Annotated in this window: 11 protein-coding genes; 7 read left to right on the top strand and 4 right to left on the bottom strand. The window is 41.3% G+C overall.

Annotated features, from left to right (window positions below; genetic code table 11):
• Nucleotides 1-21 precede the first annotated feature (21 nt).
• From ilvB to HPE56_RS06535, 6 genes are all read left to right on the top strand, one after another.
• Complete coding sequence (gene ilvB, locus HPE56_RS06560; RefSeq protein ID WP_188242977.1) at nt 22-1,755, top strand: biosynthetic-type acetolactate synthase large subunit; 1,734 nt, start codon at nt 22-24, stop codon at nt 1,753-1,755.
• A gap of 1 nt (nt 1,756) precedes the next feature.
• On the top strand, nt 1,757-2,338 hold the full coding sequence (locus HPE56_RS06555) for an O-methyltransferase (RefSeq protein WP_188242976.1): 582 nt from the start codon (nt 1,757-1,759) through the stop codon (nt 2,336-2,338).
• A 91-nt stretch (nt 2,339-2,429) separates the two neighbouring features.
• Complete coding sequence (ilvN, locus tag HPE56_RS06550; protein WP_109653437.1) at nt 2,430-2,957, top strand: acetolactate synthase small subunit; 528 nt, start codon at nt 2,430-2,432, stop codon at nt 2,955-2,957.
• Nucleotides 2,958-3,001: 44 nt separating this feature from the next.
• Nucleotides 3,002-4,477, top strand: a complete 1,476-nt coding sequence (gene ilvC / locus HPE56_RS06545; RefSeq protein ID WP_188242975.1) for a ketol-acid reductoisomerase — start codon at nt 3,002-3,004, stop codon at nt 4,475-4,477.
• Nucleotides 4,478-4,590: 113 nt separating this feature from the next.
• Nucleotides 4,591-5,841, top strand: a complete 1,251-nt coding sequence (gene ilvA / locus HPE56_RS06540) for a threonine ammonia-lyase IlvA (RefSeq protein WP_188242974.1) — start codon at nt 4,591-4,593, stop codon at nt 5,839-5,841.
• Nucleotides 5,842-5,960: 119 nt separating this feature from the next.
• Nucleotides 5,961-7,538 (top strand): NADP-dependent glyceraldehyde-3-phosphate dehydrogenase, encoded by a 1,578-nt coding sequence (locus HPE56_RS06535; RefSeq protein ID WP_188242973.1) that lies wholly within the window; start codon nt 5,961-5,963, stop codon nt 7,536-7,538.
• A 493-nt stretch (nt 7,539-8,031) separates the two neighbouring features.
• Here HPE56_RS06535 and HPE56_RS06530 read toward each other — a convergent pair whose 3' ends face one another.
• The 3 genes from HPE56_RS06530 to HPE56_RS06520 all read right to left on the bottom strand — a co-directional run bounded on the left by HPE56_RS06530 (nt 8,032) and on the right by HPE56_RS06520 (nt 10,880).
• On the bottom strand, nt 8,032-8,646 hold the full coding sequence (locus HPE56_RS06530) for a MarC family protein (RefSeq protein ID WP_188242972.1): 615 nt from the start codon (nt 8,644-8,646) through the stop codon (nt 8,032-8,034).
• Nucleotides 8,647-9,924: an APC family permease gene (locus HPE56_RS06525; protein ID WP_188242971.1), complete on the bottom strand. Its 1,278-nt coding sequence runs from the start codon at nt 9,922-9,924 to the stop codon at nt 8,647-8,649.
• 236 nt (nt 9,925-10,160) lie between these two features.
• Nucleotides 10,161-10,880, bottom strand: a complete 720-nt coding sequence (locus HPE56_RS06520; RefSeq protein ID WP_188242970.1) for a haloacid dehalogenase type II — start codon at nt 10,878-10,880, stop codon at nt 10,161-10,163.
• 323 nt (nt 10,881-11,203) lie between these two features.
• Here HPE56_RS06520 and HPE56_RS06515 point away from each other — a divergent pair, with 323 nt between their 5' ends.
• Entirely contained in the window at nt 11,204-12,406 is a 1,203-nt protein-coding gene (locus tag HPE56_RS06515; protein WP_188242969.1) for an MFS transporter, read from the top strand.
• Between the two features lie 98 nt (nt 12,407-12,504).
• On the opposite strand, the gene leuB is transcribed toward HPE56_RS06515, so the two are convergent.
• Nucleotides 12,505-13,560: a 3-isopropylmalate dehydrogenase gene (leuB, locus tag HPE56_RS06510; protein WP_188242968.1), complete on the bottom strand. Its 1,056-nt coding sequence runs from the start codon at nt 13,558-13,560 to the stop codon at nt 12,505-12,507.
• Nucleotides 13,561-13,651 lie beyond the last annotated feature (91 nt).

The raw sequence follows: 13,651 nt of genomic DNA, 5'->3' as shown, positions 1-13,651 counted from the left end.
GCCCAATAAGTGTTAATAGTTATGGAGACTTTGAAAGAAAAGAAAAAAGAAGCAAAAAAACCGGCTACCATTAAGATTAGTGGAGCTGAAGCAATAATACATTGTTTGTTGGCGGAAGGTGTTGATTTACTTTATGGGTACCCTGGTGGGGCAATTATGCCAGTCTATGATGAACTTTATAAGTTTCAGGATAAACTGACCCATATCCTAACCCGACACGAACAAGGGGCGACCCATGCTGCCCAAGGATATGCAAGGGTTACCGGTAAAGTCGGTGTAGCAATGGCTACATCAGGACCTGGGGCCACGAATATGGTCACAGGTTTGGCAGATGCGCAAATAGACTCTACCCCAATGGTATGTATAACAGGACAGGTAACACGGGAGTTATTGGGATCCGATGCTTTTCAGGAGACTGATATTATCGGAATTTCAACTCCGGTAACCAAGTGGAATTATCAGGTTACAAGGGCTGAGGAGATTCCAGAGATTTTGGCCAAGGCATTTTATATCGCAAGATCTGGGCGTCCAGGACCTGTTCTTGTGGATATAACCAAAAATGCCCAGATCGAGGAATTGGATTTCAGTTATAAACATTGTACGGGTATTCGCAGTTATAATCCGGTGCCAAAACCTGATGCATCGGCAATTGATGCTGCTGCCCAATTGATCAATACAGCCAAGAAACCCATGATCGTATTCGGTCAAGGGGTTATTTTAGGTCATGCTGAAGATGAATTGAAGGAATTGATCGAGAAAGCTGGGATTCCTGCTGCATGGACCGTGCTAGGTCTTTCCGCCTTGGATTCTGACCACCCCTTGAATGTGGGAATGGTAGGGATGCATGGTAATTATGCGCCAAATATGTTGACCAATGAATGTGATGTGCTTATCTCCATTGGTATGCGATTCGATGATAGGGTAACCGGAAGTTTGGATACCTATGCCAAACAGGCGAAGGTTATTCATTTTGAAATCGATCCTGCTGAAATAAACAAAAATGTGATTGCGGATGTTCCCGTATTGGGAAATTCAAAAGAAACATTAAGCTTGTTGTTGCCCAAAATCAAAAAGAACAAGCACGAAGCGTGGCATGATGAATTCAAGAAAAGATATAAGATAGAGTATGATGCTGTCATAAAAGACGAATTGCATCCTACTAAGGAAGGTATGACCATGGCCGAGGTAATCAATGAAATCAATATCGCCTCCGGTCATAAAGCGGTTATTGTTAGCGATGTAGGACAACATCAAATGATTGCCTGTAGGTATTCCAAGTTCAAGCAATCCAAAAGTAATATCACATCTGGCGGATTGGGAACCATGGGCTTTGCCTTACCTGCTGCAATTGGTGCCAAGATGGGCGCTATGGATAGGGAAGTTGTTGCTATCATCGGTGATGGTGGGTATCAAATGACCATCCAGGAATTAGGGACCATCTTCCAAAATAAAACACCGGTGAAAATTGTAGTTTTGAACAATGAACATTTGGGAATGGTACGTCAATGGCAGGAACTCTTCTTTGAAAGTAGATATGCTTCCACCGTTATGTGCAATCCTAATTTTGTCAAAATCGCTGAAGGATATGATATTACGGCCAAAAGAATTACAGAGCGAAAGGATTTAAAGACTACGGTAGCGGAAATGTTGGCATCCAAAGATGCTTACTTTTTGGAAGTCATGGTTGAGAAGGAGGACAATGTTTTTCCTATGATTCCTTCAGGAGCTTGTGTAACGGAAATAAGATTGAAGTAGAATGAACGATTCGAACATTCAGGATACACCACGGATTTACAGTGCATTGGAAGAAACCTCTAAGAAAATCGGTTTTACCATGCCCTCGGATCTGTATGTAGGTACCTTGCTTAAAACTTTGGTTGCTTCAAAACCTAAAGGAAAGTTTTTAGAGCTGGGTACAGGCATTGGTTTGTCTTTATCCTGGTTAATGGATGGGATGGATGAAGGTTCCGGGATTGTGTCTATCGATAATGACCCTGAATTGATAAAAATAGCAGAGGATAATTTCGGCAGTGACCCTAGGGTATCCCTTTTATGTGGTGACGGTGCTGCTTGGATCAAAGAAAATAGGAATCAATCCTTTGATCTGGTTTTTGCCGATGCATGGCCTGGAAAATATTCTGAAATAGAGGAAATCCTATCCATGGTAAAAGTAGGTGGATTTTATGTTATCGATGATATGGAGGCACAGTCCAATTGGCCAGAAGGACATGAATTGCATGTTGATGGGTTGATTGCCTTACTGGAAGAAAGAAAAGATTTTATAATTACTAAAATGAATTGGTCCACCGGATTGGTCATTGCGGTCAAAAAATATTAAGTAGGTCCCCTCGAGCGCAGTCGAGAGGCCTATATCATCATTGGAAAATAGTTCTCGACTGCGCTCGAACAGACTTAGTGTTACTTTTATTATGAAAAAAGAATGGTTTACGATTTCAGTGTATGCTGAAAATAATGTGGGATTACTCAATAGGATATCAGGGATATTCTTAAAAAGACATATCAATATAGAAAGTCTCAACGTTTCAAAGTCGGAAATTGAAAACGTATCGAAATTTACGATCGTTGTCAATACCACTGAGGATTGGACACGAAAAATAGTGCAGCAGATTGAAAAGCAAATTGAAGTGATCAAGGCTTTTCATCATGATGATGATGAAATCATCTATCAAGAATCCGCACTATTTAAAGTAGCATCGGACCTTCTCTTTGATGAACGTCAAATACAGAATATCATCAAGGATAGCAATTCACAGATCGTAACGGTTGCAAGGGACTTTTTTGTTTTGGCAAAAACAGGCCGACGACATGAGATCGATGAAATGCACGAGGCCTTATTGCCTTATGGTATAATGCAATTTGTGCGTTCAGGAAGAATAGCGGTATCAAAGGCAGAGATGCCGATCAGTAAACTTTTAAATAATTTTTATCAAGATTAATAATCAATCCCGATGGATATCGGGGCTAAAAACGAGAATTTAAAATGGCAAATTATTTTAATACACTATCACTAAGGGATCAATTGACCCAATTGGGAAAATGCAGATTTATGGATTCTAGTGAATTTGCGGATGGTGTAACTGCTTTAAAAGGTAAGAAAATAGTAATTGTAGGTTGCGGGGCACAGGGCCTTAACCAAGGATTGAATATGAGGGATTCGGGTCTTGATATTTCCTATACCCTTCGTGAAGCGGCCATCAAGGAAAAAAGGCAATCCTATATCAATGCCTCAGAAAATGGGTTTACCGTGGGAACGTATGAAGAATTAGTGCCTTCGGCGGATTTGGTGATCAATCTAACCCCGGACAAACAACATACCAGTGTTGTAAGTGCCGTAATGCCATTAATGAAACAAGGGGCTACATTATCATATTCCCATGGTTTCAATATCGTGGAAGAAGGCATGCAGGTCCGTAAGGACCTTACTGTGATCATGGTCGCACCTAAAAGTCCAGGTTCAGAGGTTCGTGAGGAATATAAAAGAGGTTTTGGAGTACCAACGCTAATCGCGGTACACCCTGATAATGACCCTCAAGGAAAAGGATTGGAACAGGCCAAGGCCTATGCCGCCGCTACCGGAGGTCACAAGGCTGGGGTATTGGAATCCTCTTTTGTTGCAGAGGTTAAATCGGATCTTATGGGTGAACAAACCATTCTTTGTGGCTTGTTGCAAACAGGGTCGATCCTTTGTTTTGATAAGATGATTGAAAAAGGTATTGATGCCGGCTATGCCTCAAAATTGATCCAATACGGTTGGGAAACCGTTACCGAAGGTTTAAAGTATGGTGGTATTACCAATATGATGGATCGTCTTTCGAATCCGGCCAAGATAAAAGCCTTTGAATTATCAGAAGAATTAAAGGACATTATGCGTCCTTTATTCCATAAGCATATGGACGATATCATGAGTGGTCATTTTTCCAAGACGATGATGGAGGATTGGGCCAATGATGATAAAAACCTTTTAACTTGGAGAGCCGAAACCGGGGAAACCGCCTTTGAAAAGACACCTGCCAGCGATGTTGAAATCAGTGAACAGGAATTCTATGATAATGGTGTTTTAATGGTGGCTATGGTCCGTGCTGGAGTGGAATTGGCCTTTGAATCAATGACCGAATCAGGTATTATTGGGGAATCGGCTTATTACGAATCATTGCATGAGACTCCGTTGATTGCAAATACCATTGCAAGAAAAAAATTGTTCGAGATGAACCGCGTAATTTCCGATACTGCGGAGTATGGTTGCTATTTGTTCGATCATGCCTGTAAACCTTTATTGGCCGATTTTATGAAAGGTATCGAAACCGATGTTATTGGTAAGCACTTCGGGGAAGGGAAGGATAATGGTGTTGACAATGCCAAGTTGATTACTGTGAATAAGGCGCTCAGAGAGCATCCGGTCGAAATCGTCGGAGCCCGTTTAAGAGCTTCTATGACAGCGATGAAGCCTATCGTTTAATAATGGATTAGTAGTATATAATAGACCTGCTAGGTTTTAAGAACTTAGCAGGTCTTTTTTATTTAGGAATCCTGTTGGCGGTTATAAGTCGATAGGACTATTTATCTTTGAATATGACGTATTTTCCAAAAATAGAAGATATCAAGGCTGCTGCGGAAACTATCCGTAAGGTTGCAAGGGTAACCCCTTTGGACGAAAGTATTCGACTCTCCAAACAATTTGGGGCCCAAATACTATTAAAAAGGGAAGACCTTCATCGTGTACGATCTTATAAGATTCGCGGGGCTTTCAACAAAATGAGTTCCCTTAGCCAAGAAGAGCGGTCGCGTGGTGTGGTTTGCGCCAGTGCGGGCAACCATGCACAAGGAGTTGCTTTTGCATGTCATCATCTAGGTATCAATGGGACAATTTATATGCCATCGGTAACCCCAAAACAAAAGATAGAGCAAACTAGGATGTTCGGTGGGGATAAAATCACCATAGTGCTGGAAGGGGATACTTTCGATGATTCTTCCCAAGCAGCATTACAATTTTGCAAGGAGACCCATAAAACATTTGTGCATCCTTTTGATGATGAAAAGGTTATTGAGGGCCAGGGAACCATAGGGTTGGAGCTTCTTGATCAAGTAGAGTCCCAGATAGATTATGTTTTTGTGGCCATTGGGGGAGGTGGTCTGGCGTCCGGTTTATGTGGTGTTTTTAGTGCCCTATCCCCAAGCACGAAAATAATAGGGGTAGAACCCGAAGGGGCACCTTCAATGAAAATCTCGATTGAGAAGGGAGCGAATACCCGTTTGGAAAAAATCGATAAATTTATCGATGGGGCTGCTGTGCAAAGGGTTGGGGATTTAACCTTTGGGATATGTCGGAAGCATTTGAGTGATACACTCGCCATTCCCGAAGGCAAGGTCTGCCAGACAATTTTGGATCTTTACAATAGGGATGCTATAGTGGTAGAACCTGCAGGGGCTTTGACGATTTCGGCATTGGATGCCTATGCCGAGGAGATAAAAGGTAAAAATGTGGTTTGTATAGTAAGTGGAAGTAATAATGATATTACCCGCACGGCAGAAATTAAGGAACGGGCTTTGTTATACGGAAAGTTGAAACATTATTTTATCGTTCGTTTTCCACAACGCCCTGGTGCCTTAAAACAATTTGTGGCCGACATATTGGGACCAGACGATGATATTACCCATTTTGAGTATTCCAAAAAGTCGAGCAAGGAGAATGCCCCGGCCATTGTGGGAATCGAATTGAAGAGTCCGGCTGACCTCGCTCCTTTGATCGAACGAATGAAGGCCGATAATTTTTATGGGGAGTACTTGAATGATAAACCCGATTTATTCCAATATTTGGTGTAGTAGTGTCACATTTAGGGGAGTATTTATTATAAAAATAAACTCTTAAGTATTCTTTGGTTGTTCTTTATTGTTAAACCCATAATTTTGTAGTTGAATTTTAATCTTAATAATTAAATAGTATGGCAATACCATCTGAATATAAAATTACAAAAACCTTGAACCAGACCACTTATTTGGTCAATGGGGAATTAAAGGAATGGACAGGAAAAGTTACTGAGGTATATTCCACTATTTCCAGTACTGAAAAATATAAACCTACATTGCTTGGAACGATACCTGATATGGGGGAAAAGGAAGCTTTGGAGGCCTTGGATGCGGCGACCGGAGCCTATAATCGGGGTCAGGGGGCATGGCCAACCATGTTGGTTAGGGACCGTATCGCCTGTATGGAAGTATTTGTCGAGAAGATGAAAACCAAGCGGGAGGAAGTTGTTAAATTGTTGATGTGGGAAATTGGTAAATCATTGCCCGATTCCCAAAAGGAATTTGACCGTACCGTGGAATATATTTACGATACTATTGAGGATTATAAACAAATGGATCGCGATGCGGCCAAGTTTCAAAAACAGGACGGTGTCTATGCCCATATCAAAAGAGGGCCACTTGGTGTGGTTTTATGTTTAGGCCCCTATAATTATCCTTTGAATGAGACTTTTGCCCTTTTGATTCCTGCAATCATCATGGGGAACACAACCATATTCAAGCCAGCGAAACATGGGGTTTTATTGATCGCTCCCTTGATCGATGCCTTTAAAAGCAGTTTCCCTAAAGGCGTTGTGAATATCCTTTTCGGTAGGGGTAGGGCGGTAGCCTCACCTATTATGCAGACCGGTAAGGTAGATGTACTTGCTTTGATTGGAAACAGTAAATCGGCCAATGCCCTGCAAAACCAACACCCTAAAAGTAACCGATTGCGATTGGTCTTGGGGTTAGAGGCCAAGAACCCGGCTATAATTTTACCAGATGCGGATCTTTCCTTAACCGTTGAGGAATGTTTGGCGGGTACCCTGTCTTTTAACGGACAACGTTGTACTGCCCTAAAAGTAGTATATGCCCATGAAAATATTGCGGACGGATTCAATACCCAATTTGCGGAGCGTGTAGATGCCTTGAAATTTGGGAATCCTTGGGATAATGGAGTGAATTTGACGCCCTTACCAGAACCCGGTAAACCAGATTACATTCAGGAACTTATTGATGACGCCGTAGCTAAAGGAGCAAAAATCCTGAATAAAAAAGGAGGAAAACGCTTTGACAACTATATTTGGCCAGCGGTCTTATATCCGGTAACCAAGGATATGCGAGTATACCAAGAAGAACAATTCGGACCGATTATCCCTATCGTACCTTTTAGTGATATTGAAGAGCCGTTGAACGATATGGCAGAAAGTAATTATGGACAACAAGTGAGTTTGTTTGGTAAGGATGTGTATGCCGTAGCCCCATTGATCGATACTTTGGTGAACCTGGTATGCCGAGTAAACCTAAACAGTTCTTGCCAAAGGGGACCAGACGTTTATCCGTTTACGGGAAGAAAGGATTCTGCCCAGTCCACCTTGAGTGTGCATGATGCCTTGCGCTCTTTCTCTATACGGACTTTTGTGGCCTTTAAGGATAATGACCTGAATACCGAGATTGTGGAAAAATTGTTGGAAGCCAAACTTTCCAACTTCGTAAGTACGGATTATATTCTTTAATGAAGTAGCGTTCCTGCGATAATCAGGAATAAAAGTAAAAAGCCTTCCTGTTTTTATAGGGAGGCTTTTTTTATATGATTATTTGAAATTGGGTGTACTACATGAATCCTTGTTGCTTTTTTATGGGAAATTGACGTCGACCCCTTGCAATAAAAATTCAAACAGTCCCGTAGGGTTGAACAACGCCCATGCCAGCGGCATACAAAAAAGGGTTATCAAAACGTATTTCGAGAAAACATTATCCTTCCTATACAGAAAAGTAAGCCCAAGGTAGACCATCAAATAATACAGAAAAAGGAAGCCAAAGGCTATATATAAGAACGGAATAAATCCTTCTGAAAAAACACTGATAATTCCAGCAAGACCTAGTAATGCCAGAATGAAGATTGAAAGGGTTTTTATTGTTTTCATAAATCCTGAATGTTATTTAAAGTTACTCAAGCCAATCCTAATTTACGATCTATTGCATTAGATCTTGTCCAGTTCTGTCCTTTTATAGGTCAAAGGATATTTTTATTCCTTCGATCACCATGCTGGTGCCTATAATTGCAATGATCAAGCCCATTATTTTCCCAATTACGGAAATGACATTATCCCCTATTTTACTGGCAATGATCTCACTGAGGCTAAACGTTATGTAGGTCAGTATACACATCAATCCGAAAATAACTATCACTAATCCGATATGGACATACGATGCATTGGAAACAAAATTCATTGCCGTGACAATTGTGCCGGGACCTGCCAAAATAGGGATGGCTAGGGGAGAAACGGCAATATTTTCATCAATGTTGGGTTGCTGCAAATGTTTGACATTGGATTTTTTGGACTGAAGCATATCAAAGCCGACATAGAAAATAAGGATACCTCCCGTTATTTTGAAAGCGGGTATGGTAATACCGAATAATTCAAATATAAATTTTCCCAGGATGACAAAGACACAAACAATGACAAAAGCGATAAGCACCGCTTTTTTGTTCACTCTTTGTTTTGTTTTTTTATCGGTACCCTCTAACAGAGTCAGAAAAATAGGCAAATTGGAAATCGGATTCATAATGGCGAAAAAACCCGTGAATACGGTAATCGAAAAGGTTATTAAATGATCCATTCAGTTTTTTTCTGTTTTCTTATATATCCATTCCACTAAAAAGCAAAATCCGATAAGTACCATGGAAATGAGTACTCCAGTGGTATTCGAAGTGTATTCTTGTGCTATTAAAACCAAGGTTGCGAGTATGCATAAAACAAAACCGATCAAGGGGATGGTTTTATGGGCATCCGTTTCTTTCGATAACCGAAAGCCAACAAGGTTTACGACCCCAAAAATAAGTAAAAAGCCAACACTTCCGGCAGTTGAAATGCTCTCTAATTCCAATACATTGACCAAAATCAATGTAGCTATGGCGGTTATCAATAAACCAATTGGGTGGTTCCATAACTTCGCCAAAAAGTTATGGGGTAATTCATCATCCTCAGCGATTTCAAAATTGACCCTACTTCCGCCATATAGTGAGGCATTGATTGCCGAAAATGTGGATATTAAGGCTGCAACGCTAATTATCGAGAATCCAATTTTGCCCAGCATGGGTTTAGCGGCTTCGGCCAAAACGTAATCCTGGGCCGTTGCAATTTTTTGGAAGGGAAGTGAACCTACGGTTACAAAGGCAATAATAATATACAATGCGATTACGAAAATCACCGAATAATAATAAGCTCTTGGAATGTTCTTTTCAGGATCAACGATATCGGGAGCCGCATTGGCGATAAGTTCAAAGCCCTCATAGGCTACGAAAATGACCATACCCCCGGCGAAAAGCTTTATAGGTGTTTCCCATTCACTCATTGCGAGTTGTGCCATATTGGGGTTTCCGATCAAGCCGTAGGCCCCAATAAAAATAAATGCGATCAGGATCACTAATTTAATGATCACCGCGTAGGATTCTATCTTACCCACCACAGCGATACTATAGTAATTGATTAAGGTAGCCAGAATGATGATGGCACTGGCGTAAATATGAAAATCCATGTTTTTGTCATGGGTTATTTCCAATAAATTTGGGGCATAAGAACCAAATGCCGAAGCATATAAGGAAAGCATTATGATGTAGCTAACCCATAAAAGATTGTTCATGCCACCACTAAAGACTGTTTTACCGAACCCCTGATTAATGAACTTTACCGTTCCGCCCCTATCAGGGTATTTTTTTGAAAGTTTCACATAACTGTATGAAGTGATCAAGGCTAAAATTCCGGCAAACAAAAAGGCAATAGGGGTACCTCCTTTAGCCAAAGATACGGCTAGGCCTAAGACGGCAAAAATACCACCACCTACCATACCTCCAATTCCTATGGAAATGGCATCCCTCAAGCTTATTTTTTTAGTCATCGGTGGTTATTTCTTTTGAAAGCGGGATAATCCGAATTATGTGTACGGGCATATTTAAGTTCAAATTTATCGATTTGTTTTAGGATTCTTTTTTAATAGGCTATTTTTATTTTATATGCCACATCGATTTGGAATTTTGTCTTCACCTTTTAGTGGGGGAAGAGGGGCACAGGAGGGATGGGAAGTCGCTCTAGTAGGTTGTTTTGTAATGGTAGATATAAGAACAAATCCCACTGCTATTTATAAGTTATAAGTATGTCCGCTACTTGTTTTAAATCGGATGCTACAATTTCTGTCCTAGGGGCCAACGGATATAATTGTTGGCCTGGTCTACTGACAAATGCGGCACGCCATCCGGCCCAAAGTGCTCCGGCAACATCCCAACCATGGGCGGCAATAAGCATACACTCATCAAGGTTTACACCCATTTTATGGGCTCCCCAAGCATAAGTATCGGTAAACGGTTTGAATTTTCCAACATCCTCTATACTTAAACAGGCATCAAAATAATCCGTAAGGCCAGCATTTAGAAATTGATTTTTGACCCCTTCATTGGATGAATTTGTAAACGAAACCAACGTGTAGCCGTGCTTCTTCAATAGAGATAAGGCGGACTTGACCTCGGGATGTGCAGGTAGTGAGCGTAAAGATGTAAGAACAATTTTTCTGGCTTCATCCTGGGAAATCGTGATACCATTATTGGCTGCTACCATTTGTAATGTAGCAGCCCCGATATGTCCAAAATGCTGGTATTGCCCACTGGCTGAAGTCACTATGGAATACTGTAACATTGTTGTAAACCACAGGGAGAGTAGTTCTTCTTTACCACCTAATGCATGGCCCAATTGTTTTTTCATATTGGTCAGATCCAACAACGTTTCATTAACGTCGAAGAATAAAACCTTTGGGCGTAGTCTTTCCTGTGAATCGGTTTTGTTTTCCTGTGGGTGTTTCATTGTGGCTCTATTTTTTTAAATGTATGTGTCATTGTTCCAATAACCGTCCTCATCTGTTCGAATTACCTATAAATTTCAGAAGGTTATGTAATTGATAAAGGTAGGGTTTTCCCATGTTTTAAACAGGATAAAGGCAAACCCATGGGACCAATGTGCCAATTATAAAACACAAAATACTGGGGTAAAATTCCATAAAAATTGGATAAGCGTGTATAGCAATCGGTAGATTTTCAAAGGTAATTTTGCATTGTCATCTTTAATAATTCGAATTAGGTAAGGGTAGTGTTCCCGATATTGGATGTTGAAGCATAAAAAATAGAATTATGGAAAAGAATTTAACAAATAAAAAAGCCTTGATCGCCCTTGCTATAGGTGGTTTTGGTATTGGATTGACAGAATTCGTGATTATGGGTATTTTACCTGATGTGGCGAAGGGTCTGGATATTAGTATTTCAGAAGCTGGACATTTTATCGCGGCTTATGCGTTGGGGGTAGTGGTCGGAGCACCACTTTTGACGTCTTTCGCTGCCAAGATGGATTCCCGAAAGATTTTACTCCTTTTAATGGGGTGGTTCACATTGAGTAATACCTTATCCGGTTTTTCGGAAAATTACACCACTTTGTTGTTCTTTCGGTTTTTATCAGGATTACCCCATGGTGCTTTCTTCGGAATAGGGGCGGTAGTTGCTGGTAAATTGGCCAAAACCGGTAAATCTGCCCAGGCCATTGCGGTTATGTTTTCTGGTTTAACCCTTGCGAATGTAATCGGTGTACCTATTGGAACCTATATAGGCCATGAATATGATTGGAGCATGTCATTTTATATGGTAGGTCTTGTCGGGTTATTGGCCGTGTGTAGTGTGTTTCTATGGATGCCCAAATTGGTATCCGAACCAAAGGAACCCTCCATTGATCATGATAAAGTGATCAAAAACGGAGAACTTTGGGCCTTGATCGCTTTGACAACTATTGGTACCGGTGGATTCTTTGCCTGGTATAGCTATATTGCCCCGTTCATAACCGACGTTGCCGGTTGGCCCGAATATATGGTTGGACATGCGATGATATTGGCCGGATTAGGCATGGTCGTCGGCAATTTTCTTGGGGCTAAAATGGCGGAGTGGTTTTCTCCCCTTAAGGCTGTAAGTATTAGCCTAAGTATCATGGTTGTTTTATTACTGTTCAATTCTGTGTTCGCTTTTAACCCGTATGTGGTTTTGGTGATGACGTTTTTAATAGGAATGGCTTCCTTTACGGTAGCGACGCCTATACAAATGGCAATAATCAATACATCAAAAGGGAATGAAATGCTAGGGTCATCCTTAAATCAGAGTGCATTTAATATGGGGAACGCTTCTGGGGCGTACTTCGCGGGTCTTCCAATCGCCCTAGGCTATGGAGTGGTCTATGCCGGTGTAGTAGGGGCTGTTTTGGCCGGTCTAGGGGTGCTAATGGCTTTGGGGATAATTTTCTTTAGACGCTATAAGGCCGTTAAATATAGAAAAATGGCCATTAACAGGTTTTAAAACGTATATGAAAAGGGGAGTTGGTTTCCTTTATTAAAAAGAAGCCCAATGTGATTACATTGGGCTTCTCTATTTTTTGGGATGCAATTGTACTTAATTTATAAATTGGCAGCCAACCAATCACCAACTTCACTGGTCTTATAGGCTTTACCACCTTCGGAAAGGTCTTCGGTAACGATGCCTTCGGCCAATGATTTGTTGACAACATCACGGATGGCTTGGGCTTCATCGGTCAACTCCATATCCTCAAAAAGCATGGCAGCCGATAATACCGTAGCCAATGGATTTGCAATATCCTTGCCGGCAGCTTGCGGATAAGAACCGTGGATGGGCTCGTATAATGACACTTTGCTTCCCACAGAGGAAGAAGGCATTAATCCCATAGAACCTGCGATCACAGAGGCTTCATCGGTTAAAATATCACCAAATAGGTTTGCCGTGATCATCACGTCATAGGCACTGGGCCATTGAACCAAACGCATGGCAACCGCATCAACGAATTCATAAGTCACTTCAACTTCAGGATAGTCCTTTTCCATCGCCTGTACGGTTTCCCTCCATAAACGGGAAGATTCCAATACATTGGCTTTATCAACGCAACACAATTTTTTGGAACGTTTCATGGCCATCTCAAAACCTTTTTTCGCCAAGCGTTGTATTTCAAAACGTTGGTAGGTCATGGTGTCAAAAGCCGTGTCTCCGTTATCCTTTCTTCCGCGCTCCCCAAAGTAGATACCTCCGGTCAATTCCCTTAGTATAATCAAATCGGTTCCTTCGATACGTTCCCTTTTCAATGGGGATTTATCGATAAGGGAAGGAAAGGTGAACGTAGGACGAACGTTTGCGAACAATCCCAATTTTTGTCTCATCTTCAACAAACCTTGTTCCGGTCGTACTTTTGCGGAGGGATCGTTATCGAATCTAGGATGACCTATGGCACCGAATAATACGGCATCGGCATTTGCACATATCTCATGGGTTTCATCAGGATAAGGCTCACCAACGGCCTCAATGGCTGCCGCCCCGGTAAGGGCTGGTTTCCAATTGATTTCGTGATTGAATTTTTGGGCTATTGCATTGGACACTTTTACGGCTTGATCTATTACTTCAGGACCAATTCCGTCTCCTGCTAAAAGGGCTATGTTTAATTTCATTTTTTTGCTTTGCACTTCACGCTATCCGCAGTAAGCTTCGCGCGATTTTGATTAGTAAATTTTTTTTCGTTTTCTCATTTTTAGCGCTTTG

Origin of the sequence: Maribacter aquimaris, from assembly GCF_014596745.1 — a bacterium.
GTDB classification, from domain to species: Bacteria; Bacteroidota; Bacteroidia; order Flavobacteriales; family Flavobacteriaceae; genus Maribacter_A; species Maribacter_A aquimaris.
This window is presented reverse-complemented; position numbering and strand designations above follow the sequence as displayed.

What these genes read in the sequence shown, in the direction of transcription:
- ilvB (WP_188242977.1), top strand. Translation starts at nt 22, where the DNA reads ATGGAGACTTTGAAAGAAAAGAAAAAAGAAGCAAAAAAACCGGCTACC.
- HPE56_RS06555 (WP_188242976.1), top strand. Translation starts at nt 1,757, where the DNA reads ATGAACGATTCGAACATTCAGGATACACCACGGATTTACAGTGCATTG.
- ilvN (WP_109653437.1), top strand. Translation starts at nt 2,430, where the DNA reads ATGAAAAAAGAATGGTTTACGATTTCAGTGTATGCTGAAAATAATGTG.
- ilvC (WP_188242975.1), top strand. Translation starts at nt 3,002, where the DNA reads ATGGCAAATTATTTTAATACACTATCACTAAGGGATCAATTGACCCAA.
- ilvA (WP_188242974.1), top strand. Translation starts at nt 4,591, where the DNA reads ATGACGTATTTTCCAAAAATAGAAGATATCAAGGCTGCTGCGGAAACT.
- HPE56_RS06535 (WP_188242973.1), top strand. Translation starts at nt 5,961, where the DNA reads ATGGCAATACCATCTGAATATAAAATTACAAAAACCTTGAACCAGACC.
- HPE56_RS06530 (WP_188242972.1), bottom strand. Translation starts at nt 8,646, where the DNA reads ATGGATCATTTAATAACCTTTTCGATTACCGTATTCACGGGTTTTTTC.
- HPE56_RS06525 (WP_188242971.1), bottom strand. Translation starts at nt 9,924, where the DNA reads ATGACTAAAAAAATAAGCTTGAGGGATGCCATTTCCATAGGAATTGGA.
- HPE56_RS06520 (WP_188242970.1), bottom strand. Translation starts at nt 10,880, where the DNA reads ATGAAACACCCACAGGAAAACAAAACCGATTCACAGGAAAGACTACGC.
- HPE56_RS06515 (WP_188242969.1), top strand. Translation starts at nt 11,204, where the DNA reads ATGGAAAAGAATTTAACAAATAAAAAAGCCTTGATCGCCCTTGCTATA.
- leuB (WP_188242968.1), bottom strand. Translation starts at nt 13,560, where the DNA reads ATGAAATTAAACATAGCCCTTTTAGCAGGAGACGGAATTGGTCCTGAA.